This window comes from Lysobacter enzymogenes, from assembly GCF_023617245.1.
GTDB lineage: Bacteria > Pseudomonadota > Gammaproteobacteria > Xanthomonadales > Xanthomonadaceae > Lysobacter > Lysobacter yananisis.
Genome location: NZ_CP067396.1, coordinates 167,081 through 192,912, shown reverse-complemented (window position 1 = coordinate 192,912; position 25,832 = coordinate 167,081). Strand labels below are relative to the sequence as shown.

The window sequence follows — 25,832 nt, the reverse complement described above, 5'->3', positions numbered from 1 at the left end:
CCATCGCGCGAACGCGCAAACACACAACCCCGGTCGGCGCGCCTGCGGCATGGTGTGCGGCCGAACGCCTCGCTCCGGAGTCCGTCCACGATGAAGCCCCGCTCCCTCGTCGCCCCGCCCGTCCGCACCGCTTTCGTCCACGCCGGCCTTGCCTGCGCCCTGGTGCTGGCGACGACCGCCTGCGAGCGCAAGCCCGCCGGCGAACCCGCCGCCGCGACGCAAGCCGCGCCCGCGGCGCCGGCCGCGCAACCGCGCGCCGCCCATCCCAGTGCCGCCCATCCCAGTGCGATCCTGCCGCGCCCGGCCAAGTTCGTGCCGGGCCAGGGCGCGTTCGCGTTCGGCCCGCAGACCGCTGTCGCGGTCGCCGCCGACCAGCCCGGCGCGCGCCGCGTCGGCGAGTTCTTCGCCCAGCGCGTGCTGGCCGTGCGCGGCTTCGCGCCGAAGCTGCAAGACCGCGGCGGCGACGCCAAGGGCGCGGTCGAACTGGCGCTGGACCCGAAGCTGCCGATCGGCGAGGAAGCCTATGTGCTCGACATCGGCCAGGACGGCGCCAAGATCAGCGCGCGCAGCGAGGCCGGCCTGTTCTACGGCGCGGTGAGCCTGTGGCAGCTGGCCAGCGCCGACGGCGCCCAGGGCGCGACCGCGATCGCCGCGCAGCGCATCGAGGACGCGCCGGCGTATCGCTGGCGCGGGCTGATGCTCGATGTCGCGCGTCATTTCCGCAGCGTCGAAGAGGTCAAGGCGGTGCTCGACCAGATGGCGCTGCTGAAGCTCAACACTTTCCACTGGCACCTCACCGACGACCAGGGCTGGCGCATCGAGATCAAGAAGTACCCGCGCCTGACCGAGGTCGGCGGCTGCCGCGTGCGCGCCGGCGCCAACGGCCGCGACGCGCAGGGCAAGACCGTGCGGTACTGCGGTTTCTACACCCAGGAACAGATCCGCGACGTGGTCGCCTACGCCGCCGCGCGCCACATCAACGTGGTGCCGGAAATCGAAATGCCCGGCCATGCGCAGGCGGCCATCGCCGCCTACCCGGCGCTCGGCGTCGGCGACGTGCTCAAGCAGGCGCCGGCGGTATCGTCGGACTGGGGCGTGCACACCTATCTGTTCAATCCGCAGGACGAGACTTTCGTATTCCTGAGCGATGTCCTCGACGAAGTGGTCGCGCTGTTCCCGTCGAAGTACATCCACATCGGCGGCGACGAGGCGGCCAAGGACCAGTGGCAGCTCTCGCCGACGGTGCGCGCCAAGATCAAGTCGCTGGGGCTGAAGGACGAAGCGGCGCTGCAGAGCTGGTTCGTCGGCCGCATCGGCGCGCACCTGCAGACGCGCGGCCGCGTGCTGGTCGGCTGGGACGAGATCCTGGAAGGCGGCACGCTGCCGGCCAGCGCCACGGTGATGTCCTGGCGCGGCGACGCCGGCGCGCTGGAGGCCACACGCAAGGGCCACGACGTGATCCTCGCGCCCGATCGCAAGCTGTACCTGGACTACGCCCAGAGCGATCGCGACGACGAACCCAGCGGCCGCTTCCCGGTCGCCGGCCTGCGCGCGTTCTACGAATTCCCGATGACCCCGCCCGGCATGGACGCGCAACAGGCCGCGCACGTGATCGGCGCGCAGGGCAATCTGTGGACCGAGCACAAGCGCAGCTTCGAACAGGTGCAGCGGGCGCTGCACCCGCGCCTGGACGCGCTGGCCGAGGTGGTGTGGTCGCCGGCGCAGGGCCGCGACTGGAACGACTTCCAGCGCCGGCTGGTGTCGCAACTGGAGCGCTACAAGGCGCTCAAGGTCGGTTTCAGCGACGCCGCCTATGCGGTGGACTTCAAGGCCGAGCCCGGCGCCGGCGGCGCGCAGGTGACGCTGTCCACCCAGACCGGCTTCGGCGAGATCCGCTACCGCACCGACGGCGGCGAACCCGACGCGTCCTCGCCGGTGTATTCGCAGCCGCTGCAGGCGGCGCTGCCGCTGGACCTGGTCGCCACCGCGTTCTTCGACGGCCATGCGCTGTCCGCGCCGCGGCGCTTGCAGGCCAAGACCGCGGCCGACCTCAGCGAACGCGGCAGCGCCCGGCTCAAGGCGTGCCGCGAGGGCTACAACCTGCGCCTGGAGGACGATGCAACGCGCGACGGCCGCGTGGGCGACGACGGCGACGGCGCGCGCGCGGCGCTGACGGCGAACCTGATCGACCCGTGCTGGATCTACCCCGGCGCCAAGCTCGACGGCGTGGCCACGCTGCGCGCCACGGTCGGGCAGGTGCCCTACAACTTCCAGCTGTGGCACGACACCGATCAGATCGTCACCCGCAAGGCGCAACCCGATGCGGCGCTGGAAGTGCGCCTGAACGACTGCAAGAGCGCGCCGATCGCGCGCCTGCCGCTGCAGCCGGCCCTCGCCAGCGACGGCCTGACCGTGCTGGAGGCGCCGCTGCCGAAGCTGTCCGGCAGCCACGACCTGTGCTTCGTGTTCGCCAGCGGCAAGCACGATCCGCTGTGGGCGCTGGATCGGGTGAGCCTGCGCCCCGCGCCGTGATATCGCGCGGCGCCGCCGCGCTGCATAGCGGTGCTGGGGGACGTCCGTACGCGGCCGTCCCCTGCGCCGGCGTATGTGTCACGGACGTGTCGTCAGTGGCAGTTACGCGTTTCAGACGCACGCTGCCATGCGCTTCGCCACATCCGGGAAAGAAAATTATGTGCCGATGTTCATGGAAACGTGCATTGAGCGGTTAGCATGTAGCCGCCCAAAGGGGGGATTCACGTTCATGTTCATCCGCAATCTGCTGCTGGCTTCGGCACTCGCCGCGGCCCTGGCCTCCGGCGCGGCCGGCGCGCAAAGCCTGCCCAAGCCCAACGAGTTCTATTTCGACGCCGACGCGCAGACCGCGCGGCCGGTGATCGCGGTGCGCGAAACCGGCGAGGCGGCGATGGACCGGCTGGCCAAGATCCTCGAACGCAAGCCGCGCGCGCCGGCCGAGGCCGCGCAATTGGCGCACTTGGCGATGGAGGCCGGGCGCACCGAGTTGGGTCGCCAGCTGTACGGCCGCGCCCTGCACGAGATCGACAGCGGCAGCGCGCAATGGCGCGCGATCCACTGGAACTACGCCTGGGACCTCTACCACGCCGGCGCCGGCGAAGACGCGCTGAAGATCTTCGTGACCCTGCACAACGCGCGCGGCGTCAGCGCGAGCTGGATGCCGCCGACCTACGCCGTCGTGCTGTGGTCGCTGGGCCGCAAGGACGAAGCGCTGCAGTGGTACGCCGCGGCGGTGCGCACCGAGCCGGACCAGTGGCGCAACGCCTCGCGCTACGCCGAGCTGCTGCCGAACTGGCGCGAGTCCGATCGCGCGACCCTGGTCGAAGTGCAGAAGGCCTGGGCGGCCAATCCGCCGGCCTGGCCCTGAGCGCGCGCTAAGCGCGTGAGTCCGGCTCCGCACGCGGCGCCGGGCGCGACCCGGCCGCAGGCGCGCATCGCGCCGTTCATCGAGTTCGCGAGCCGGGCCGACCCGCCCGTAGCGGGCCCGCGCGCACCCGCATCACAACGCGCGCGCGATACCCATCGCAACCGCTCCGACCGTTCGTCGCCACGCTTCCCGTTCACTCCCGTACACGGCTACAGTTCGGCCGTTCGCGGCCGAGCCCGCTGCCGGGTCCGGTCTGTCGCTGCGCATGCAGCCGAGGATCGGATGTCGAAGTCGGCTCTCAGCGTCCTGGTGGTCGAAGATCACGGCTTCCAGCGCCGCATGGCCCTGCGCCTGCTGGGCGAACTGGGCATCGCGCCGGTGCTGGAAGCCGCCGACGGCGCCAGCGCGCTGCGCATCCTGCGCGAACGCGAGGCGCGGTCCGGTCCCCACCCCATCGATCTGGTCCTGGTCGATCTGGACATGCCCGGCATGGACGGCATCGAATTCATCGACCACCTCGCCCACGAGCAACTGGCGCGCGCGGTGCTGGTGGTCAGCGCGCTCGACCCGGCGCTGCTGCACACCGTGCAGACCATGGCCCGGGTCAGCGGGTTGCGCGTGCTGGAGGCGGTGGCCAAGCCGCTGACCAAAGCCAAACTTTCGAATGCCCTGACCGCCCTGCGCCAAACCAAGGCCTGCGAAGAACCCCCCGCTCCCCTCGAAATCACCGAAGCGCAAGCCCGCGAAGCCCTGGAATCGGGCGCCATCGAACCCTGGTTCCAGTTGCAGGTGGAACTGGGCAACGGCCGCGCCGTCGGCGTGGAAGCGTTGGCGCGCTGGCGCCGCGACGACGGCCGGGTGATCCTGCCGCAGTATTTCGTGCCGCTGCTGGACGCCCAGGACCTGCTCGACGAACTCACCCAACGCATGCTCGCCCAGGCCTGCCGCTACAAGCGCGGCTGGGACCGCGAGGGCCTGCGCCTGAGGCTGTCGGTCAACGTCTCCGCATCCGCGCTCGACGACGCCGGCGCCGCCGACCGCTACCAGCGCATCGTGCGCGAGGCCGGCGTGGCCGCGGGCGAGGTCGTGCTGGAGCTGACCGAAAGCTCGCTGATGGCCGACGCCGCGCGCGGCCTGGCGGTTTTGGCGCGGCTGCGGCTGAAGGGCTTCGGCTTGTCGATCGACGACTTCGGCACCGGCTGGTCGTCGCTGTCGCAACTCTCGCAGGTGCCGTTCACCGAGCTGAAGATCGATCAGGAATTCGTCGCCGGCGCCAGCCACCAGCCGCGCAAGCGCGCGGTGGTCGAGGCCAGCCTGGACCTGGCGCGCAAGCTCGGCCTGGGCGTGGTGGCCGAAGGCGTGGAGACGGTCGAGGACTGGCAGATGCTGGCCGAACTGGGCTGCGCGACCGCGCAGGGGCGGCTGATCGGCGACGCCGTGCCCGGCCCCGAATTGCGCGCCGCGCTCGGCCGCTGGCGCCGGCCGGAGCACTGAGCGCGGCATGTTCGCCTGGCTCGACCGCATCAGCATCCGCCGCCAGCTGTGGGGCCTGTTCGCGCTGTTCCTCGCCGCCGGCTCCAGCGTGCTGCTGCTCGACGAGTTCGAACAGCACCGCGGCCGCGCCGCGCTGCAGACCCTGCAGGACGACTCGCTGAGCGGGCTGCGCCTGATCAAGACCATCTCCGACGCCTACGGCCTGGACGTGGTCGACACCACCTTCCGGGTGCGCAACGACCTGGTCGGCTGGGACGAGGGCGTGGGCCGGGTCGACCGCGCCCGCGCCCGCATCGATGCGGCCTGGCGCAGGCTCGACGCGCTGCCGCATTCGCCGCAGGAACAGCAACAGCTCGCCGCCGCCGGCCAGGCCCGGCGCACCGCCGACGCCGCCGCGCAGGAGCTGCGCGCGATCCTGCTGCGGCGCGACCTGCCGGCGCTGGGCCGCTTCGCCGACACCCGCCTGTACCCGGCGATCGACCCGCTGACCCAGCGCATGCAGAAGCTCTCCGACCTGGAGCTGATCCAGGCCGACGCGGTGGTGCGCGCCGACATCGCCCGCAGCGAACGGGTCAGCGCGCTGCGCATCGCGGTGTCGCTGCTGGCGCTGACGCTGGCGGCGCTGGTCGGCCGGCGGGTGCTGCGCAACGCCTCGCGCGGCATCGACCAACTCACCTGGCTGGCGCGGCGCATGCGCGAGCACGACTACACCGCCGACCCCGGCGAGCTGCCGCCGGGCGAACTCGGCGCGGTGATGCAGACCTTCCTCGACATGCGCCGCGACGTGCTCGGCTTCGAGACCGAATTGACCGGCCAGCTGATCCGCAACGAGCGCACCCGCGCCGAACTGGAGCGGCGCGAGCGCTTCCAGGCTTCGCTGCTGGATTCGGCCCAGACCGCGATCATGGCGGTCGACGCGCAAGGCCGCTTCACCCTGGTCAACCCGTTCGCCGAACGCCTGCTCGGCCTGCGCGAGGCCGACGCGGTCGGACGCGCGCCGCTGCATTCGGTGTTCGAGGGCCGCGCGTTGCGGGCGCTGGCGAGCGAACTGGGCGCGCAACTGGGCCGGCCGATCGCGGCCGACTGGACCGCGCTGCGCGAACTCGCGCGCGCCCACGCCGCGCCGCGCGAGACCCGCCTGCGCCACCGCGACGGCACCTGGGTGCCGGCGTTGGTCGCGGTCTCGGCCACTGGCGGCGGCGACGACGAACCATCGGGCCTGCTGGTGATCGCCGCCGACCTGAGCGCGCTCAAGCGGCTGGAACGCGAGCTGCGCGCCAGCGAGGCGCGCGCGCACGACGCGAGCCGGGCCAAGTCTTCGTTCCTGGCGGCGATGAGCCACGAGATCCGCACGCCGATGATCGGCGTGACCGGAATGATCGAGGTACTCGCGCATTCGCGCCTGGACCCGAGCCAACGCCAGGCGCTGGAGGTGATCCAGCAGTCCTCGCAATCGCTGCTGCAGATCATCGGCGACATCCTCGACCTGTCGAAGATCGAGGCCGGCCGGCTGGAACTGGCGCCGGCGCCGCTGGACCTGGCCGCACTGACGCGCGCCACCGTCGCCGGCTTCCTCGCCGCGGCGCGCGCGCGCGGACTGGCGCTGGACTGCGAGGTCGACGCGCGGGTGGCCGCGGCCTATCGCGGCGATGCGCTGCGGCTGCGGCAGATCCTCGGCAACTTCCTCTCCAACGCGGTCAAGTTCACCGAGCGCGGCCGGATCGAGGCGGCGCTGGAATTCGAAGCCGCGCTGGCGCCGGCCGCCGGCGACGACGCGCCGCGCGACCGCCTGTGCCTGCGCGTGAGCGACACCGGCGTCGGCATCGACCCGCAACAACAGCGGCAGTTGTTCCAGCCGTTCCAGCAGGCCGACGCCGACACCGCGCACCGCTACGGCGGCACCGGCCTGGGCCTGGCGATCTGCCGGCGCCTGGCCGAGCTGATGGGCGGACGGATCGAACTGCACAGCGAGCCGGGCGTGGGCACCACCTTGCGCCTGCATCTGGAACTGGCCCGCGCGCAGGCCGCCGAACTCGCCGTCGACGCCGTCGCGGCGCTGCCCGCGCGCGCGCCGCCGGACGTCGAACGCGCGGCGCGCGAAGGCCGGCTGACGCTGCTGGTCGACGACCATCCGACCAACCGCCTGGTGCTGGCGCAGCAACTGGCGCTGGCCGGCTACGCCTGCGAGACCGCGGCCGGCGGCGAGGACGCGTTGCGGCGCTGGCGCGGCGGCCGCTACGCCCTGGTCCTGACCGACCTGCGCATGCCCGGCATGGACGGCTACGCGCTGGCGCGGGCGATCCGCGCCGAACAGGCGCGCGCCGGCATCGGCGCCGGCGATCCGCGGCGCACGCCGATCCTGGCGCTGACCGCATCGGCGCTGAAGGACGAGGCCGACGCCTGCGTCGAGGCCGGCATGGACGACTGCCTGGTCAAGCCGCTGGCCGCGGCGACGCTGGCGGCGGCGCTGCGGCGCTGGATCGCGCCGGAACCCGACGACGCGCCGCCGACGCAGCCCGCATCGGCGCTGGCGCCGGGGCGCGAGCTGGGTCGCCCGCTCGATCTGGACACGCTGCACGGCCTGCTTGCCGACAGCGGCGGCGGCGATGCCGCCACGGTGCTGGCCGAGTTCCTGGCCGCCGCCGACGACGACCTCGCCGGACTGCATCGCGCGCGCGCCGACGACGATGCCGGCGCGCTGCACCGCCACGCGCACCGGCTCAAGGGCGCGGCGCAACTGGTCGGCGCGCAGGAGTTGGCCGAAGCGGCGCAGGCGCTGGAACACGCGGTGCACGCACAGGATCGGTCGCTGTGGGCGGCGCTGCTCGGCGATGCGGAGTCGGCGCTGCAACGCTTGCGGCGACTGAGCGGCTGAAGCGTTCCTGCGCGCGCGGCGCCGCGACCGTTCGCGTCTTGCCTCGTCCGCCGGAATCCACCGCCCCTCACTTCGCCGCGTTCTCCACCGCCACGCCGCGCTCGCGCAGCCACGCGATCGCCGCCTCGCGTTCGCCGCGGGTGCGCGCGTTGAGCAGGCGGTCCGGGCTCATGAACATGTAGCGCTGGAAGGTGACGCCCTGCGCGTTGCGCGCGCCCGGATCGGCGCCGGCGCGCAGCAGGGTCAGCGCATGGCCGAATTCGTTGATCTTGGCCGCCACGTGCAGCGGCGTGTTGCCCATGCGGTCGGCGCGGCCGGGATCGGCGCCGGCGGCGAGCAGCGCGGCGAAGTTGCCGGCGCGCTCGGCCATCAGCGCCGAGGCCAGCGCGCCCGCGCCGGTGACGGTGTTGGCCAGGTTCGGATCGACCTTGGCCTCGAGCAGCGCGCGCAGGTACTGCGGATCGTCGGCCATCGCCGCCAGTTGCAGCACGGTGGCGCCGTCGTCGGCGCCGCGCGCGGGATCGGCGCCGGCGTCCAGCAGCGCGCGCAATCCGGCGACGCTGCGCTGGTACAGCGCCCACTGCAGCACGGTGATGCCGCGCGCGCCGCGCGCATCGGGATCGGCGCCGGCGGCGACCAGGGCGCGCACCCGCGCGGCGTCGCCGCTGGCCGCGGCCTCGGCCAGTTCGGCCGCGGTCGCGGCGGGAAAGACCTCGCGGGCTTGCATGGCGCGCACTCCGGGTTGGGCGGACGCGGACGACAGGCACAGCCACAGGCCCAGCGCGGCCGCGACCGCGCGCGCCGCGGCGAGCGCGAGCGAACGCGCGACGGGAGCGTGGCGGGAACCGTGGATGAGCGAGGCCATGCGCGCCTCCGCGTCGATGCGTGGAAGATGCGCCGATGCTAACCCGCGAATGCGGCGAGGACGCCGCAGCGCGGCACGAAGCCGGCGAACCGCCTCAGCGCCCGCCGTCCTCCACCGCCACATCGTGCTGCTGCAGCCACGCCGTCACCTTGGCGCGTTCGGCGCGCGCCGGCTCGCTGAGCTTGTCGGCCGGCAGCTTGAACAGGAAGGTCTGGAAACTCGCGCCCTGGGCGTTGCGCGCGCGCGGGTCCGCGCCGGCTTCGAGCAAGGCCAGCACCTGCGCGGTGGCATTGAGCTTGGCCGCCTGGTGCAGCGGCGTGTTGCCCATGCGGTCGGCGCGGTTGGGATCGGCGCCGGCCTTGAGCAAGGCCGCGAACTGCGCCTGGTAACGCGGGCTGGCGGCCTCCGACAACGGCGTCTGCCCGGTTTCGGCATGGGCGACATCGGGATCGGCGCGATGCGCCAACAGCAACTGCAGGTACTGCGGATCGTTGGCGATGGCCGCGCCGTGCATCGCGGTGGCGCCGCCGAGCCCCGGGCGGGACGGGTCGGCTCCGCTGTCGAGCAGCGCTTCCAGGCCCTTCGGGCTCTGCTTGAGCATCGCGTACTGCAACAGGTTCACGTCGCGGTCGCCGCGCGCGTTGGGGTCGGCGCCGGCGGCGACCAGCGCGCGCACCTGCGCGGCGTCGCCCGCGGCCACCGCCTGCGCCAGCTGCGCGCTGCGCGCGTCGGGAAAGGCCTGCTTCGCATCGTCCATCGAATTCCCCCGGCAGGCCGCGGCCGCCAAGGCCAGCAACAGGCTCGACGCAACGATCGCGGCGGTACGCATCATGGCCCGATTGTGCTCAGCGTACGCGCCGCTGCCAAGCCGACCCGGTCACGTCACTGCCACGGCGTCTGCTGCTGCAGCGCCTCGATCACCGGACCGATGGCATGCAGCTCGCCGGGGCGGGTGGCCTTGTCGGCGACGTACTCGGCGGTGCGCTTGGCCATCTCGATCGGGTTCCAGGTGAAGTCCGGCGCCTTCGGCGGGTCCGGGTCCTTCAGGTTGATCTCGTGGCCGGGCGCGTCGGGGATGCCGTTGAGGATCGGCACGTCTTCCTGCGCCGCGGTCAGGATCTCGCCGCTGACGTTGTAGCGGCGGATCTGGCCGTCGGCGGCGTCGTTGCGGGCGGTCGACGGGTCCAGGCCCAGTCCGCGCAGGGTGTCGTCGTGCACGCCGGAGGCGTTGAAGGTCACCGCGGCGGTGTCGCTGGCCAGCGCCGCGGTCGCGGCCAGGCCGCCGCCGAGCGAGTGGCCGGTGATGACCATGTTCTCGCCGAAGGCCTGCTGCGCGTCCTGGGCCAGCTGCACGGCCTGGTCGTACTGCTTGGAATCCCAGCCGATGCCCTGGCGTGCGTTGGTGATCCAGTCCTGCACGTCGTTGGAACCGGCGTAAGCGACCACGTACTTGCCGTTGCCGTCGGTGTAGATGCCGGCGCGGAAGCCGGTGTCGCTGTTCTCCAGCGAGCCGGGGTCGATCCCGGCCTGGGTCAGCTGGGCGTCGTCGAGGCGGGTCCAGTTGCCGACGGTCTGGGTGTCGGGGTTGTAGACCGCCTGCGAGATCTGCGCCATTTCCAGGTCGATGGCCTGCGAATCCTGGCCGCGCAGTTGCTGGTCGAACGAGGTCGGGTCCGGCGCGGCGTTGGCGGCCGGGCCCTTCAGCGCGGCCAGCTGCGGGTGGTAGCTCGGGTCCAGCGCATAGGAGCCTTGCGGCACCGGCGGATTCAACGGCAGCTGCGGCGCCAGCGGTTCGAGCGGTTTTTGCCAGGTCGGCTGAAGCTGGGTCGGTTGCAGCTGCACGTTCATCGCGAAACCCCTCCCATCGGATGGAAGCCAACCTACGTGGCCGTATGCGCGCGCCACAACTGGGGCAGACCCGAGGGCCGCGCATTCATGTTCGACCGCGGTCGCGCTTGCGCCCCGCGTCGCGGCATCGGAGCTCGCGCCGCTCGACTTTCGGCCTACATCGGTCGGCCGCGCGCCTGCGCTATCGTCGCAGGCTGTCCCGGGGAGTACCGCCATGCCTGTTTCGATCTCCGCCCTGCGGCCGCGCCGCGCGGCGGCGCTGCTCGCGCCGCTGGCCCTGGCCTGCGCTTTCGCGCCGGCGTCGGCGCACGCCGCCGACCGCATCGGCGGCAAGACCTTCGCCACCCGCAGCGAGGTGTACGCGCCGCACGCGATGGCCGCGACCTCGCACCCGCTGACCACCCAGATCGCGCTGGACGCGATGAAGGCCGGCGGCAGCGCGGTCGACGCGGCGATCGCCGCCAACGCCGCGCTCGGGCTGATGGAGCCGACCGGCAACGGCGTCGGCGGCGACCTGTTCGCGATCGTGTGGGACCCGAAGACGAAAAAGCTCTACGGCTACAACGGCTCCGGCCGCTCGCCCCAGTCGCTGAGCCTGGCCGAATTCCAGAAACGCGGGCTCAAGGAAATCCCGCCGCACGGGCCGTTGCCGGTGACCGTGCCCGGCGCGGTCGACGGCTGGTTCGCCCTGCACGAGCGCTTCGGCCGCAAACCGATGTCCGAGAACCTCGCGCCCGCGATCCGCTACGCGCGCGAAGGCCATCCGGTGCACGAAGTGATCGCGTACTACTGGAACGCCTCGGTACCGCGACTGTCGAAGTGGCCGGGCTTCAAGGAGCAGTTCACCCTCGACGGGCGCGCGCCGCGCACCGGCGAGATGTGGAAGAACCCCAACCTCGCCCACACCCTGGAGCAGATCGCCCAGGGCGGGCGCGACGCGTTCTACAAGGGCGCGATCGCGCGCACCGTCGGCGCTTACTTCAAGGCCAACGGCGGCTATCTGAGCTACGAGGACATGGCCGCGCACCACGGCGAGTGGGTCGAGCCGGTCAGCAGCAATTACCGCGGCTACGACGTCTGGGAACTGCCGCCGAACGGGCAAGGCATCGCCGCGCTGCAGATCCTCAACATCCTGGAAGGCTACGACCTGAAGTCGCACGGCTTCGGCAGCGTCGAGCACGTGCACCTGTTCGCCGAGGCCAAGAAACTCGCCTTCGCCGACCGCGCGCGCTGGTACGCCGACCCGGCGTTCGAGCAGTCCTCGCCGGTGGCCAAGCTGATCTCCAAGGACTACGCCGCGCAGCGGCGCAAACTGATCTCGCTCGACAAGGTGCTCAAGGAAGCGCAGCCGGCGACGCCGGCGCAGCTCGACCAGGGCGACACCATCTACATGACCGTGGCCGACGCCGACGGCATGATGGTCTCGCTGATCCAGTCCAACTACCGCGGCATGGGCAGCGGCATGGCGCCGCCGGGGCTGGGCTTCATCTTCCAGGACCGCGGCGAGCAGTTCGTGCTCAAGGAAGGCCATCCCAATTCGTTCGCGCCGGGCAAGCGGCCGTTCCACACCATCATCCCCGCGTTCGTGACCAAGGACGGCAAGCCGTGGCTGTCGTTCGGGGTGATGGGCGGAGCGATGCAGCCGCAGGGCCACGCGCAGATCCTGATCAACATGATCGACTTCGGCATGAACCTGCAGGAAGCCGGCGACGCGCCGCGCATCCAGCACGACGGCTCGACCGAACCGGCCGGGCAGGCGGTGGCGATGAGCGACGGCGGCGAGTTGGATCTGGAAACCGGCTTTTCGTACGAGACCGTGCGCGAGCTGGTGCGGCGCGGCCACAGCGTGCGCTTCGCGCTGGGGCCGTACGGCGGCTACCAGGCGATCATGGTCAATCCCAACGGCGGCTACGTCGGCGCCAGCGAATCGCGCAAGGACGGGCAGGCGGCGGGGTATTAAGGTCGCGATGCGGATGTCGCTTGCGTCGTAGCCATATTGTCGCGGTCGCAGCTCGCGCAGCTCCTACAGGAAGCGATTGTAGGAGCTGCGCGAGCTGCGACCGCGAAAACGCAACGACGACGAACCCTGTCGCAAGCGAACGCGAAAAATTTTCGCGCCCCCACGCCCGCGCTCGCGAAGCTTTCGCTATTTTCGCCCGTCGTTGCTTCATGCGTTGACAGCCAGCCGCATCGCATCGAACACTGCGCCTGCATCGCCACGCGATGCGTCCAGTTGCGCAGCGCCATCGCGGCGCGGCGCGATCCGGCCCGAGGGGTGCTGCGACGGAGCCTGCGCTCCGCCACGCTCGGTCCGCGATGCCGAGCAAGGGCGCCCTCCCGCATGTTCGGAGGCGCCATGTCCGTCGTCGTTTCTGCTTCGCCCGATTCCACCCTGCCCGATTCTTCCTTGCACGATGCCGCCCCGCACGATCCGCGGCAACCCGCCACCGATCCGCGCTCGCCCGACTTCATCGTCTTCGATCCGCCGCTGTCGCTCGCCTTGGTCGTCTCCGACGTGCAACCGCAGCCGCACGAGGACGACGCCGGCCTGCTCGCCGCGCTGAGCGAGCACGGCATCCACGCGCGGCCGCGCATCTGGAGCGACCCGGCCGTCGACTGGGCCGGGCACGATGCGCTGCTGGTGCGCAGCACTTGGGACTATTTCCAGCGCTACACCGAGTTCCTGCAGTGGTACCAGCGCATCGACGCGCTGCGCTGCCCCATCGCCAACCCGCTGCCGCTGCTGGTGTGGAACAGCGACAAGCGCTACCTGCTCGACCTGGCCGCGCAAGGCGTGTCGATCGTCGCCACCGTGCACGCGCGCGGCGGCGAACTCGACGCCGCGCTGGCGTCGATGCAGGGCGAGGTGGTGGTCAAGCCCAGCGTCAGCGGCGGCGCCTGGAACACGGTGCGCGGGCGCATCGGCGATGCCGCCTTCGCCGAGGCGCTGGCGGCGCTGCCGCGCGAACTCGATTACCTGATCCAGCCGTTCCTGCCGCAGGTGGTCGAGGACGGCGAGTGGTCGCTGCTGTTCTTCGGCGGCGTCTACAGCCATGCGGTGTTGAAGAAGCCGGCGCAGGGCGACTATCGCGTGCAGACCTACTTCGGCGGCAGCGCCGATCTCACCGAGCCGCCGGCGCCGGTGCTGGCCGCGGCGCGGCGCGCGCTCGACGCGGTCGCCGCGCTCGGCCATCGCGACCACGCTTATGTGCGCGTGGACGGGGTGGTCGTCGACGGCACGTTGCGGATCATGGAGCTGGAGTTCATCGAACCGTTCCTGCACCTGGCCGCGCATCCGCCGGCGGCGCGCGCGTTCGCCGCGCAGTTGGCGCAACGCTGGTCGGGGTTGCGCGAATCGCGCGCGTCCGCGGCATCGCCGGCCTGAGCCTGCGCCGGCGGCGCGCCGCGGTTGCGCGCGTCGCCGGCGCCGCTTAGCGTCGACAGCATCCTTGCGCGTACCGGTATCCAGGCCGTCATGAGCGACTCCCACCAAGAGCTGTTGTTTTCCTACGGCACCCTGCAACTGCCGGCGGTGCAGCAGGCCACCTTCGGCCGGCTGCTGCAGGGCGAGCCCGACGCGCTGGTCGGGTTCCGCCGCACGATGGTGAAGATCGACGACCCGCAGGTCGTCGCCACCAGCGGCGAAACCCATCACCCCATCGTCGCCGCCAGCGGCGATGCGGCCGATCGCGTCGCCGGCACGGTGTTCGCGATCAGCGCGGCGGAACTGGCGCACGCCGACGAGTACGAAGTCGACGACTACCGCCGGGTCGAAGCCGAGCTGGCCTCGGGCCGGCGCGCCTGGGTGTACGTGCAGGCCTGAGCCGCGCGTCGCCCGGCGCCGCCGCGGCCCGACGCGTTCAAGCGCCGGGCGCGGCTTCGATGGGCGCGGCATCGGCGGGCGCGGCCGACGCGTTCGCCGGACCGCGCAACAGCTTGCGCAGCGCCGGCACGCACGGCAGGTACAGCGCCGCGCCGACCACCCATACCCAGCCGTCCCAGTGGCCGGCGCCGGCGACGTAGATCGCGCCGAACAGCAGCGGCCCGATCACCGCGGCGAGGCTGGCGAGGCTGGCCAGCACGCCTTGCAGCGCGCCCTGGCGGGCTTCGTCGGTGCGCTCGCTCGACATCGCCAGCAGCGCCGGCCCGCCGATGCCGCCGCCGGCCGCCAGCAGCAGGCCGGGGGCGAGGGTCGCGACGCTGCGGGCGAAGGCGAACGCCAGATACCCCAGCACGTCGGAGATCACCCCGCCGAGCAGGGTGCGCGAGGGCCCGAAGCGGTCGCTGATGCGGCCGGTGGCGAAGGCCTGGAACAGCGAGTGGATGATGCCGAACGCCGCCAGCGACAGGCCGACCGCGGTCGGGTTCCAGCCGAAGCGGTCGTGGCCGTAGATCGCCCACAGCGTGCCCGGCACCTGCCCGGCCAGTTGCATCGCCAGGTACAGCCACAGCAGCGGGGCCAAGTCCGGCAGCCGGCCCAGTTCGCGCAGCGAATGCCACGGCGCCAGCTCGCGCAGCGACGGCCGCGCGCGTGGCGGCGCCGGCGCGCGCGGGCGTCGCGGCTCGGGCAGGGCCAGCCAGGCCAGGGCGAAGTTCAGCGTCGCCAGCGCGGCCGCGGCCAGGAACGGCGCGCGCAGCCACACCGCGCCGAGCAGCCCGCCGATCACCGGCCCGGCGACCAGGCCCAGGCCGAAGCTCGCGCCGAGCCAGCCGTAGCGGCGCGCGCGCCGGGATTCGTCGGAGATGTCGGCGATGTAGGCGCCGGCGACCGAACCGCTGGCGCCGCTGACCCCGGCGATGGCGCGGCCCAGGTACAGCAGCGACAGCCACGGCGCGCAAGCCATCAGCAGGTAGTCCACGGCGCTGCCGAACAGCGAGCACAGCAGCACCGGGCGGCGGCCGAAGCGGTCGCTGAGCGCGCCCAGCGCCGGCGCGCAGACGAACTGCATCAGCGCGTACAGCGCGGTCAGGGCGCCGGCGTGCAGGGCCAGGTTGGCGTGCACGCCGAACGCGTCGAGCAGTTGCGGCAGCACCGGCGCGATCAGGCCGATGCCGATGGCGTCGAGCGCGACGGTGGCGAGGATCAGGACCAGGGCGAGGTTGAGGCCGGAGGCGGCCGGCGCCGGTGCCGGTGCGGGCGACCGGGTCGTGGCGGTCGCCTCGGCGCCGCGCGGATCGCGCCCGGCGGCCGGGGCCGGGGTCGGTACCGCGGGCGTCGGCCCGGCAGGGCCTGCGGGGCCTGAGGGGCTCGAGGGACTTACGGAGCCTGCGGATTCGGCCGGCGCGGCGGCAGACGATTGGATCGGGGTGTGCATGACACTTCCCTATCAGCGATAGATTCGCAGCGGATGCTAATCTATCGTCGATAGGGACACAAGCCCCGCCGGCCGGAGACCGACATCCATGAAATTGCAGCGCGAGACGGTGGTCGCGGCCGCCCTGAAGCTGCTCGACGAGGTCGGCATGGACGGCCTGACCACGCGCCGCCTGGCCCAGGACCTGGGCGTGCAGCAGCCCAGCCTGTATTGGCATTTCAAGAACAAGCGCGAGCTGCTCGACGCCCTGGCCGAGGCGATGCTGGCCGGGCACCGGCCGGTGGACCGGGCCGCCTGCGCCGATTGGCGCGAGTGGATGGCGGCGCAGTCGCGCGAGTTCCGGCGTTGCCTGCTCGCCCACCGCGACGGCGCCCGGGTCCACGTCGGCACCCGCCCGCAGCCGCACGATTTCGGCGAAGTCGAGGCCGAACTGGTCTACCTGACCGCGGCCGGATTCAGCGCGTCCGACGCGATCCGCGCGCTGATCTCGCTGAGCTACTACACCGTCGGCTGGGTGCTGGAAGAACAGGCCGCGACCGAAGCCGGCCGCGGCCCCGGCCAGGCGCCGATGAGCCCGGACCCGCAGCGCTACCCGCTGCTCGCCCAGGCCCAGCCGGTGATGAGCCAGAGCGACATCGAGGCCGACTATGAGTACGGGCTGCGGGCGTTGATCGCGGGGTTCGAGGTTTCGATCGCGCGGCGCGGGGGCTGAGAGCGGCGGGCGCGGGTGGGCGATATGGCGGTCCGATCGAACGGCGTCGGGCCTGAAGGCCCTCCCACAAAAGCGGCATCGCTGCCGCGGCGACGGCGGGCTCTGGTGGGAGGGCCTTCAGGCCCGACGCCTTCCGATCCGACGCCGCGCCGCCGCGATGATCGCCTCAGTACGAACCGGCCTGGCCTCCGCGGCCTACGCGCCACGGTCCGGATTCAATCCGCCGGCACCGTCCGCCCGCGCGCCCATTCGCGCAGCTGCGTCACCCGCTCGCCCATCACCACCGACAGCGGCCGGGTCTGCTTGAGTTCGGCGCGCACCTGGAAGTCCGACAACGCCGTGCCGGCGGCGTGCGCGGCGTACATCGCCGCGACGATGGCCTGTTCGATCTCGGCGCCGGAAAAGCCGTCGCTGGCCGCGGCCAGCGCCGCCAGGTCGAAGCCGGCCGGGTCGAGCGAGCGCCGGCGCAGGTGGATCGCGAACAGTTCCTCGCGCACGTCGGCGGCGGGCAGGTCGACGAAGAAGATCTCGTCGAAGCGGCCCTTGCGCAGCAGTTCCGGCGGCAGCGCGTCGATCTGGTTGGCGGTGGCGACCAGGAACAGTTTCGACTTGCGCTCGGCCATCCAGGTCAGCAGGTAGCCGAGCACCCGGCGCGACACGCCGCCGTCGCTGTCGCCGCTGTCGGCCAGGCCCTTCTCGATCTCGTCGATCCACAGCACCGCCGGCGCCAGCTGCTCGGCCGAGGCTAGCGCGGCGCGCAGGTTCTTTTCGGTTTCGCCGTGGAACTTGTCGTACAAGGTGCCGAAGTCCAGGCGCACCAGCGGCACGCCGAAGCCGGCGGCGACCGCCTTGGCGATCATCGACTTGCCGCAGCCCTGCACGCCGAGCAGCAGCAGGCCCTTGGGCGGGTCCAGCCCGGGCGGCGGCTGCGCGCCGGCGAACACCGCGCGGCGTTGTTCGACCCAACGCTTGAGCCGGCGCGCGCCGGCGACCTCGGTCATGCGCGCGCTGTCGTATTCGTAATGCAGGTGGCCGGAGCGGTTTAGCAGCTCGAACTTGAGCTTGGCCAGCTCGGGCAGGTCGTCGGCGTTGAGCGCGCCGTCGCGGAAGATCAGGTGGCGGGCGATGCGGCGCGCATCGACCGGGTCGATGCCCTGCAGGTTGCGCACGATCTGCTGGACCGCCTCGCCGTCGGCCTCGACCCGGCGGCCGCCGTTCTCGCGCGCGTAGTTCTCCGCTTCCTCGCGCACCAGCTTGAGCAGGGCGTTGGCGTCGGGCAGGCGCGGGGTGAAGCGCACCGCCAGCGCGTCCAGGTCCGGCGGCAGTTCCAGCTTGTGGCCGATCATCACCAGCACGTGCGGCTCGCACTCGCGGCGCTGGGCGATCTCGCGCAGTTGGCGCTGGGTGCCGGCGTAGGCCAGGTAGGGATGCGCGTCGAACAGCAGGTAGATGCCGCGCTGGTCGGCGTGGCGGATCGCCTGCAGGGTGTTGGAGATGTCCGGCGCGGTCTCGGATTCGTCTTCGCGGTCCAGGTCGATCCGGCGCAGGCCCTCGGTGATCGACCAGCGGTACAGCGCGCGCCAGACGTTCATCAACGCCTGCCGGAACAGCTCGACCACGCGGGTTTCGTCGCGGGTCTCGATCACGATCAACGGGGTGTTGGCGCGGATCAGCGCGGTGAGGTCTTGCAGGTCGCTCATGGGCCGGGGTCGTCCGTGGAACGGCCATGATACGGCGGTCGGGCAGATGGAGCGGGCTGGGTGGGGCGATGCGAGCGAGCTGGGGGCCGGCCAGAAGTGAGCGCAGAGGAGTGAGGAGCGATTAAGAGCCGGGATTTCGGCCGCTTCTACTCACTTCTCACTCCTCTGCGCTCACTTCTCCTCCCCCGCCCCTGACGCGACGCACAAACCGCGCCCGAGACGGCTCGTCGCGCCGGCCTAATCCGAAAGCCGTCTTGAGCCCGCGCGCGCCAGCCGCGACCATGGCCGTCACCGTTGCCACGCCGCGCCCCATGGCTTTCGACGCCTTCGCCCTGGTCCTGGCGATGCTGGCGCTGGGCTATCTGTTCCAGCGCCTGCGCGCCCTGCCCGACAACGCCGCCCAGGTGCTGAACCTGGTCGTGCTCTACGTCTGCCTGCCGGCGGCGGTGCTGCGCTACGCCCCGCGCCTGCACCTGGAACCGGCCCTGCTCGGCGTGGCCGCGGTGCCGTGGCTGCTGCTGGCCGCGACCGTGCTGCTGGTCGGCGCGCTGGCGCGCGCGCTGAAGCTGCGCCGCGACGAACACGCGGTGCTGCTGCTGACGGTGGCGCTGGGCAACACCAGCTTCCTGGGCTATCCGCTGACCCGCGCCCTGATCGGCGAACACGCCCTGCCCTACGCCGTGGTCTACGACCAGTTCGGCGCGTTCCTGATCCTGTCGACCTTCGGCCTGTGGGTGCTGGCGCGCTACGGCGGCGACGCCCGCCCGAGCGCGGCCGACATGCTGCGCCGGGTGCTGCGGTTCCCGCCGCTGTGGGCGCTGGTGCTGGGCTTCACGGTCATGCCGTCCGAACCGCCGAGCTGGATCGCCGGCGGCCTGCAGCGCCTGTCCGACGCGCTGCTGCCGCTGGCGATGCTGACCATCGGCCTGTCGGTGAAACTGACCCTGCCGCGCGAAGAGCTCAAGCCGCTGGCCGCCGGCCTGGCGCTGAAGCTGGCGCTGATGCCGGCGCTGGCCTGGGCGCTGGTGCCGCTGCTGGGCCTGCACGGCGAGATGGCGCGGACCACGGTGCTGGAATCGGCGATGCCGCCGATGGTCACCGCCGGCGCGCTGGCCATCGCCCACGGCCTGGCGCCGCGGCTGGCGGCGGCGATGGTCGGCTATGGCCTGCTGCTGTCGCTGGCGACCTTGCCGCTGTGGGCGGGGGTGGCGGTGGGGTGAGCCCGCCGCCCGCGCCGGGCCGCCTCAGTAATCCGCCGGATTGGCGCTGAAGTTCACCGGCACGCTCACCGCCACGCAGCCGTTGGCCGGCAGGTTCACGCCGGCGACGCTGAGGCTGTTGTCGCCGGCCGCGCCGCCGCCGGCCGGGCAGGTGCCCGGCACCGCGCCGCTGCCGCCGCACGACCACGCGGCGCCCAGGCGCACGCCGTTCGGCAGGGTGTCGCTGATGGTGGCGCCGTTGGCGGCGTCGGGGCCGGCGTTGCACGCGGTCAGCACGTAAGTGGCCGAGCCGCCGGGCGTGTACGTGGTCGCGTTGTCGGACTTGCGCAGCGACAGCGCCGCACACACCGCATCGACGCTGGCGCTGGCGCTGTTGTTGGCGGTGCCGCCCGGGGCCGGGGTGTTGAAGCCGGCCTGGGCCGAAGCGCCTTCGGCCACCGGCGCGCGCGCCGAGATCGTGGCGGTGTTGGCGATCGCCGCGCACTGGCCGGCGCCCAGGGTCGCGGTGATGGTGTAGGTCAACCGCCCGCCGGCGCTGCCGGCGGCGCCGGCCGGCAGGGTCGCGATGCCGCTGATCGCGCCGGTGCCGCTGCTCGCCGGGCAGGTCGCGCCGGTGCCGACACAGGTCCAGGAGGCGAAGGTCAGCCCGGCCGGCACCGCGTCGGCGAGGTTCACCGAGGCGTCGTGGGCGGTCGTGTCCGCCACGGTCGGGCGCGAGGTGTTGTTGAGGAAGTCGACGGTGAACTGGGTGTTGGTGCCCGGCGTCGGGGCGGCATTGCCGACGGTCTTGGTCGTGGCCAGATCGACGTCGTTGTCGAGGATGGTCAGGGTCGCGCTGGCCTGCGCCGCCGCGCTGCAGGTCGAGGTGGAGGTCAGGGTGAAGGAGCCCGGCACCGGCTGCACGGTGAAGGTCACCGTCTCGTTGTCCTCGATCACGTTGTCGTCGACGACCGTGATCGGGATCGGGAAGGTCCGGTTGTCGTAGGTACCGGCCGGGATGGCCACGTCGACCTGGGTCGCGGTGCCGTTGTCGACGGTGTAGTCGCTGCCGACCGTCGCGGTGCCGCCGGTGATCTGGATCGGCACGGTGATGCCGCCGGCCGGCACGGTGCCGATCACCCGGATCTGCGGCAGGGTGCCGGCGGTGCCTTCGCGCACCGTGTAGCTGGTCGGATCGAATTCCAGATACGGGGTCAGGGTGACCTGGATCTCGTCGAGGAAGTTGCCCGAGGAGATGTTGCCCAGCGCGCTGCTGACCGCGGCGAAGCCGAGCTGCTGCACGCCGGTGGTGCCGGTGTAGGTGAAGGTGCCGCTGTAGTCGCGCCAGCCACCGGTGGTGCCGCCGATGGTCAGCGTGCCCAGGCTGGCGAAGGACGGCTGCGCGGCGCCGGCGGCGTTGATCCGGTCGGTGCCGTTGTTGGTGGTGCCGATGCGCGCCACCTGGGTGGTGATGGCCGAGCTGGTGCTGCCGGTCGCGTTGATGCCGAAGTCCATCACGTCCGGGACCGTGGCCGAATCGCGGCCGCGGTGGCTCAGGCGCCAGTTGATGACCTCGCCGTTGGTCATGCACACGTTCTGGTAGACGCGCGAGGCGGTGTAGGCATTGAGCTCGGCGTGCTGCTTGCCGGTGCGCGCGGTCACGCCCAGGGCGCCGTTGTTCCACAGCTCCAGCACCGGGCCGGTGGCCGGGTTCGCGGTGACGCCGCAGCCGCCGGCGGTGCGGTTGGTCTCGGTGGTGTTCCAGCCGGTGACCTGTTGCGGGCCGACGTAGAAGCCCACGCAGGCCGCGGTGACCATGTTCGGGGTTTCGAATCCCAGGTTGACGAAGGTGCGCTGCACCTGCGCCGGCGCGGCGAAGCTGGCGGCGGCGAGCGCCGCGGCCAGCAGCGCGCGCGCGCAGCGTCGTGGCGGCACGACCGCCGGGTCATGACACGACTGCATTCGACGCCCTCCCCCAGGAAATCGGACCTACCAGACCCAATCGTCGCGGCGGCCGGATTTAGTACACACAAAATGAGATCTTTTAGCTTTTCTTGTTCAGCAAAAATGTGCCTCAACTCCAAGTAACGTCGTAGCGGCGTCGTGTCGGCGGCACCTCGTCCGTCCGCGCTCCCGGCGCCCGCCCGGCCCGGCCGCCGCTCGCGCCGGGGCGTGATGACCGGCTGCATGAGCCCGGTGTACGCTGGGGCTCCGATCCGGAGGGAGCTCGCATGAAGACCGTGCTGGTGGCCAGTTCCAAGGGCGGTGTCGGCAAGACCACGATCGCGACCCACCTCGCCGCGCAAGCGGCACTGGAAGGCCTGCGCACGGCCTTGATCGACGCCGACCCGCAAGGCTCCTCGACCCGCTGGGCGCAGCGCCGCTCGGTCCTGGAAAGCGCGGTGCTGCCGTTGGACGGCACGCGCAAGAAGGCCTGGCGCAAGCACCTGCCCGAAGACGCCCAGCGCGCCGTGGTCGACGCCCCGGCCGGGGCCATGGCCGAGGACCTGGAGGCCTTCCTCGACGTCGCCGACGCGGTGATCGTGCCGATCCAGCCGTCCACCCTCGACATCGAAGCCACCGTGCCGTTCCTCGACACCCTCGCCCAGCACCCGCGCATCCGCCGCGGCCAGCTGCGCGTGGGCCTGGTCGGCAACAAGCTCAAGCCCTGGACCAACGCCTCGCAGCAGGCGCTGGAACTGCTCAGCGAATGGCCTTACCCGGTGGTCGGGCAGATCCGCGACAGCCAGGCCTACGTGGTCATGACCGCGCTGGGCAAGAGCCTGTTCGACTACCACTCGCAGCAGATCCGCGAGCACCAGGCGGACTGGGCGCCGTTGTTGAAGTGGCTGAAGAAGTAACAGCCAGGAGCGAGCGCAGAGGAGTGAGACGCGAGAAAAAGCTTTTGCCCACTCCCCACTCCTCTACGCTCGCTCCTCGCATTCACCCACGCCCGCCGCCGCACCCGCTACCCTGATCCGCCCTGCGTTCGCGCAAGCACTTCCCCTCCACTCGATCCGTCCAAGGCCTCATGCGCGAACTGATCCTGCTCCGCCACGCCCACGCCGAACCCGCCGCCCAAGGCCAGGCCGACCTCGACCGCCCGCTCTCCGCCGAGGGCCTGGCCGAGGCCGAAGCCGCCGGCCGTTGGCTGGCGCAGAACAAACTGGTCCCCGACTGCGTGCTGTGCTCGCCCTCGCGGCGCACGCGCGAGACCCTGGAAGCCGTGCTCGGCGCGATCGGCTATGTCGAACAGCGCATCGAGCCGTCGGTCTACGAGGCCACGCCGGGCACCCTGATCGGCTTGGCCGACACCCACGCCGAGGTCGAGCGGCTGATGCTGGTCGGCCACAACCCCGGCCTGGAACGGCTGGCCGCGCTGCTGCACAGCGGCCAGTCCGGCGACTACCGCGGCATGCCGCCGGCGGGCATCGCCGTGCTCAGCCTCGCCTCCGGCGTGGCCCTGGAACCGGGCTCGGCCCAGCTCAGCGCGTTCTGGTGGCCGTGAGCCCGGCGCGACCGCTGCGGCCGCGCCAGCGGCTGCGCGGCCGCGGCGCGGCCTGGGCCTGGTTGCTGGCCCTGGCCGGCAGCGCCGGCGCCCAGGCGTCGCTGCCGCCGGTGCCGCCGGCCGCGCCGGCGCCGGGCCCGCGGGTGGTGCGCCAGCAGGGCTTCGATCCGCTCCACACCCGTTTCAGTTTCGAGCTGCGCACCCGCTGGGGCCAGAAGGTCGAAGGCGAGTTCCCGCGCTACGACGGCGAGGTCAACGTGCTCGCCGACGGCCGCCACCAGGTGCGCATCCGCCTGGCCACCGGCGAGGTCGTGGTCGGCGGCTCCGAACGCTATACCCGCATGGCCCGCAGCGACCGCTTCTTCGCCGCGGAGCGCTATCCCTACATCGAATTCCTGTCCGAGCCGCACCCGGCCGACCTGGCCCGCACCGGTGGCGCCTTGCGCGGACGCCTGACCCTGCACGGCATCAGCCGCATGGAAACCTTCGTGCTCGGCCCGGCCGCGTGCGCGCGCCCGGGCGAGGATTGCGACGCGATCGCCCACGGCAGCGTCAGCCGCGACGACTACGCCTTGGACGGATGGCAGTTCGCGTTGGGCAACCGGGTGCGTTTCACCATGCAAGTGAGGCTTGAGTCCACGCAAAATAAGCCTCTCTCGCCGCGGCCGCCGTCGCCGCGCCCCCCACCGAGCGCGCCGGTCCCGCCGGAACGCTGACCCGTCGCCGCGGCCGCCGCCGCAGCGCCAAGGAGCCCCACCGTTGAACCCCGTGTTGCGCGGCCTCGCGGCCCTGCTCGCCCTGTCCCTGGCGGCCTGCGCCTCGCTGAGCCCGGCCCAGCGCGACCGCGCCACCGCGATCGCCGCGGCCGCGCGCTCGACCCAGATCGACTGCGCCGGCGCCGACGCCTGCGCCCAGCCCTCGGCGCTGTACGCGCTGGGCCCGCAGGCGGTGGCCGAATCCACCGAACAGCAGCCGCGCCACTACACCGTCATCCTCGACCGCGGTCCCGACGCGCTGCTGGCGCGGATCAACCTGATCCGCAGCGCCCGCCACACCCTGGACCTGCAGACCTACATCTTCGAAGAGGACGACGCCGCGCGCCTGGTCCTGGACGAACTGCTCGCCGCCGCGCGCCGCGGCGTGCGCGTGCGCCTGCTGATCGACCAGCTCGCCGCGATGCGCCACGTCGACACCCTGGCCGCGCTGGCCGGCGCCCACGTCGACTTCGAGATCAAGCTCTACAACCCGGTCCTGCACCGCGCCCGCATCACTTACCCGCAGTACGCCCTGGCCGCGGCCTGCTGCTGGCGCCGGCTCAACCAGCGCATGCACACCAAGCTGCTGCTGGCCGACGGCCGGGTCGGCATCTCCGGCGGGCGCAACTACCAGGACGACTATTACGACTGGGACGACGAGTACAACTTCCGCGACCGCGACGTGCTGGTCGCCGGCCCGGTCGCGCAGGTCATGGGCACCGACTTCCAGGTGTTCTGGAGCGACCGCCGCAGCGTCCCGGTCGAGCGCCTGGCCGACGTCGGCAAGCGCATCCTCGAACAGGGCGTGCCGGCGCTGCCGCCGAGCCACTTCGAGCGCCCGCAGCGCGCCCAGGCCATGCGCGAGGCCGCCGCCGATCCGCAGCAAATACGCGAGCGGCTGCTGTCGCAGGTGATCGCGGTCGGCGCGGTGCGCTACATCTCCGACACCCCCGACAAGCACCGCGAGGACGCCGAGGCCAACGCCCTGGCCTCGGATTCGCTGCGCAACCTGATCGCCAACGCGCGCGACGAGGTGATGGTGCAAACGCCCTATCTGGTGCTGTCCAAGTCGGCGCAGGACCTGTTCCGCACCCTGCACGCGCGGCCGGACCGGCCGCGGGTGATCGTCTCGACCAACTCGCTGGCCTCCACCGACGCCTTCATCGCCTACGCGCTGTCGTACAAGTACAAGCGCCGCTACCTGCGCGAGTTCGGCTTCAACATCTACGAGTACAAGCCCTTCCCCGCCGACGCGCCGATCGACATCGCGGCCACCGGCGCGCAGTTGCCCGACCTGGGCCTGGCCGGGCTGGCCGAAGCCGACGCCGCGGCGCCGGCCGACGCGCTCGCCGCGCAGGCCGAACCCGCCGGCGCGGACGCCGCGACGCCGCGCGGCGCGATTGCCGAAGGCGCCGATCCCAACGAAATCCGCGGCGCCGGCCTGGCCGAATCGCGTCCGCGCCGCGCCGAACGCGGCGAGCCGGACCGCAGCAGCGTGCTCTACCGCCAGCGCTACCGCCAGCCGCTGACCCAGGAATACGCGGCGATGCGCTACGCGCGCCGGCGCACCAACGAACCGGTGCCGCTCAAGCGCGCCGGCGTGCGCATCGGCATGCACGCCAAGTCGATGGTGATCGACGGCCGCATCGGCGTGATCGGCACCCACAACTTCGACCCGCGCGGCGACCACTACAACACCGAGAGCACGGTGGTCATCGACGACGCGGTCTTCGCCCAGGCGCTGGCGGCGAGCATCCGCCGCGACATCGCGCCTGAGAACTCGTGGGTGATCGCGCGCCGCGACAAGCCGCCGATCTTCTCCGGGCTGGAGTACTCGATCGCCAAGATCTCCGAGCACCTGCCGATCTTCGACCTGTGGCCGGTGCGCTACGCCACCAGCTACGAATTCGTGCCCGGCCCGGACTGCCCGCACCCGCTGTACCGCACCGACCCGGGCTTTCGCGCCTGCTACAAACCGGTCGGCGATTTTCCCGAGGTCAACCTCGGGGTGAAGAGCCTGACCACGCGCATGTTCACCGCCTTCGGCGCGGGCCTGGCGCCGATCCTGTAGGCATCGGCGCCGCCGGCCGGCCGCGTTTCAGACTGTAGGAGCGACGCGAGTCGCGACCGCGACACCGCAACCTGCAGCGAAACGTTCGAC

Annotated in this window: 19 protein-coding genes and 1 riboswitch; of the genes, 13 read left to right on the top strand and 6 right to left on the bottom strand. The window is 72.1% G+C overall.

Annotated features, from left to right (window positions below):
• Positions 1 to 90 precede the first annotated feature (90 nt).
• The 4 genes from JHW41_RS00805 to JHW41_RS00790 all read left to right on the top strand — a co-directional run bounded on the left by JHW41_RS00805 (position 91) and on the right by JHW41_RS00790 (position 7,769).
• The gene (locus tag JHW41_RS00805) at positions 91 to 2,532 is read left to right on the top strand and encodes a family 20 glycosylhydrolase (RefSeq protein WP_250448698.1); all 2,442 of its coding nucleotides are present in this window, start codon (positions 91 to 93) and stop codon (positions 2,530 to 2,532) included.
• A 229-nt stretch (positions 2,533 to 2,761) separates the two neighbouring features.
• A complete protein-coding gene (locus JHW41_RS00800; protein WP_078998813.1) occupies positions 2,762 to 3,400 on the top strand; it encodes a hypothetical protein in 639 nt (212 codons plus the stop codon).
• Between the two features lie 282 nt (positions 3,401 to 3,682).
• Positions 3,683 to 4,894: an EAL domain-containing response regulator gene (locus tag JHW41_RS00795; RefSeq protein ID WP_250448697.1), complete on the top strand. Its 1,212-nt coding sequence runs from the start codon at positions 3,683 to 3,685 to the stop codon at positions 4,892 to 4,894.
• Positions 4,895 to 4,901: 7 nt separating this feature from the next.
• Entirely contained in the window at positions 4,902 to 7,769 is a 2,868-nt protein-coding gene (locus JHW41_RS00790; protein WP_250448696.1) for an ATP-binding protein, read from the top strand.
• Positions 7,770 to 7,836: 67 nt separating this feature from the next.
• Here the strand turns inward: JHW41_RS00790 and JHW41_RS00785 are convergent, their stop codons facing one another.
• The 3 genes from JHW41_RS00785 to JHW41_RS00775 form a co-directional block, all read right to left on the bottom strand.
• The gene (locus tag JHW41_RS00785) at positions 7,837 to 8,634 is read right to left on the bottom strand and encodes an ankyrin repeat domain-containing protein (RefSeq protein ID WP_250448695.1); all 798 of its coding nucleotides are present in this window, start codon (positions 8,632 to 8,634) and stop codon (positions 7,837 to 7,839) included.
• Positions 8,635 to 8,728: 94 nt separating this feature from the next.
• A complete protein-coding gene (locus tag JHW41_RS00780; RefSeq protein ID WP_250448694.1) occupies positions 8,729 to 9,466 on the bottom strand; it encodes an ankyrin repeat domain-containing protein in 738 nt (245 codons plus the stop codon).
• A 50-nt stretch (positions 9,467 to 9,516) separates the two neighbouring features.
• Complete coding sequence (locus tag JHW41_RS00775) at positions 9,517 to 10,482, bottom strand: Mbeg1-like protein (RefSeq protein WP_250448693.1); 966 nt, start codon at positions 10,480 to 10,482, stop codon at positions 9,517 to 9,519.
• A 214-nt stretch (positions 10,483 to 10,696) separates the two neighbouring features.
• On the opposite strand from JHW41_RS00775, the gene ggt reads away from it, so the two are divergent.
• The 3 genes from ggt to JHW41_RS00760 all read left to right on the top strand — a co-directional run bounded on the left by ggt (position 10,697) and on the right by JHW41_RS00760 (position 14,305).
• On the top strand, positions 10,697 to 12,442 hold the full coding sequence (ggt, locus tag JHW41_RS00770) for a gamma-glutamyltransferase (protein WP_250448692.1): 1,746 nt from the start codon (positions 10,697 to 10,699) through the stop codon (positions 12,440 to 12,442).
• A gap of 304 nt (positions 12,443 to 12,746) precedes the next feature.
• Positions 12,747 to 12,824: riboswitch (S-adenosyl-L-homocysteine riboswitch) on the top strand.
• Between the two features lie 14 nt (positions 12,825 to 12,838).
• Complete coding sequence (locus tag JHW41_RS00765) at positions 12,839 to 13,867, top strand: ATP-grasp domain-containing protein (RefSeq protein WP_250448691.1); 1,029 nt, start codon at positions 12,839 to 12,841, stop codon at positions 13,865 to 13,867.
• 90 nt (positions 13,868 to 13,957) lie between these two features.
• The gene (locus tag JHW41_RS00760) at positions 13,958 to 14,305 is read left to right on the top strand and encodes a gamma-glutamylcyclotransferase family protein (protein ID WP_078996543.1); all 348 of its coding nucleotides are present in this window, start codon (positions 13,958 to 13,960) and stop codon (positions 14,303 to 14,305) included.
• A 37-nt stretch (positions 14,306 to 14,342) separates the two neighbouring features.
• Here the strand turns inward: JHW41_RS00760 and JHW41_RS00755 are convergent, their stop codons facing one another.
• On the bottom strand, positions 14,343 to 15,797 hold the full coding sequence (locus tag JHW41_RS00755) for a TCR/Tet family MFS transporter (protein WP_250448689.1): 1,455 nt from the start codon (positions 15,795 to 15,797) through the stop codon (positions 14,343 to 14,345).
• A gap of 88 nt (positions 15,798 to 15,885) precedes the next feature.
• Here JHW41_RS00755 and JHW41_RS00750 point away from each other — a divergent pair, with 88 nt between their 5' ends.
• Complete coding sequence (locus tag JHW41_RS00750; protein ID WP_250448687.1) at positions 15,886 to 16,509, top strand: TetR/AcrR family transcriptional regulator C-terminal domain-containing protein; 624 nt, start codon at positions 15,886 to 15,888, stop codon at positions 16,507 to 16,509.
• A gap of 215 nt (positions 16,510 to 16,724) precedes the next feature.
• Here the strand turns inward: JHW41_RS00750 and JHW41_RS00745 are convergent, their stop codons facing one another.
• Positions 16,725 to 18,209, bottom strand: coding sequence for an AAA family ATPase (locus JHW41_RS00745; RefSeq protein WP_250448685.1), 1,485 nt, complete (start codon positions 18,207 to 18,209; stop codon positions 16,725 to 16,727).
• Between the two features lie 311 nt (positions 18,210 to 18,520).
• On the opposite strand from JHW41_RS00745, the gene JHW41_RS00740 reads away from it, so the two are divergent.
• On the top strand, positions 18,521 to 19,429 hold the full coding sequence (locus tag JHW41_RS00740) for an AEC family transporter (protein WP_250448683.1): 909 nt from the start codon (positions 18,521 to 18,523) through the stop codon (positions 19,427 to 19,429).
• Between the two features lie 24 nt (positions 19,430 to 19,453).
• On the opposite strand, the gene JHW41_RS00735 is transcribed toward JHW41_RS00740, so the two are convergent.
• Positions 19,454 to 21,370 (bottom strand): Calx-beta domain-containing protein, encoded by a 1,917-nt coding sequence (locus JHW41_RS00735; RefSeq protein WP_250448681.1) that lies wholly within the window; start codon positions 21,368 to 21,370, stop codon positions 19,454 to 19,456.
• 269 nt (positions 21,371 to 21,639) lie between these two features.
• Here JHW41_RS00735 and JHW41_RS00730 point away from each other — a divergent pair, with 269 nt between their 5' ends.
• The 4 genes from JHW41_RS00730 (at position 21,640) to JHW41_RS00715 (ending at position 25,742) form a co-directional block, all read left to right on the top strand.
• Positions 21,640 to 22,269, top strand: coding sequence for a ParA family protein (locus tag JHW41_RS00730; RefSeq protein ID WP_057949611.1), 630 nt, complete (start codon positions 21,640 to 21,642; stop codon positions 22,267 to 22,269).
• A gap of 170 nt (positions 22,270 to 22,439) precedes the next feature.
• The gene (locus tag JHW41_RS00725) at positions 22,440 to 22,916 is read left to right on the top strand and encodes a SixA phosphatase family protein (RefSeq protein ID WP_057949612.1); all 477 of its coding nucleotides are present in this window, start codon (positions 22,440 to 22,442) and stop codon (positions 22,914 to 22,916) included.
• Entirely contained in the window at positions 22,913 to 23,632 is a 720-nt protein-coding gene (locus JHW41_RS00720; RefSeq protein ID WP_250448679.1) for a YceI family protein, read from the top strand. Before JHW41_RS00725 ends, JHW41_RS00720 begins: the two co-directional genes overlap by 4 nt.
• A gap of 43 nt (positions 23,633 to 23,675) precedes the next feature.
• On the top strand, positions 23,676 to 25,742 hold the full coding sequence (locus tag JHW41_RS00715; protein ID WP_250448677.1) for a phospholipase D family protein: 2,067 nt from the start codon (positions 23,676 to 23,678) through the stop codon (positions 25,740 to 25,742).
• Positions 25,743 to 25,832 lie beyond the last annotated feature (90 nt).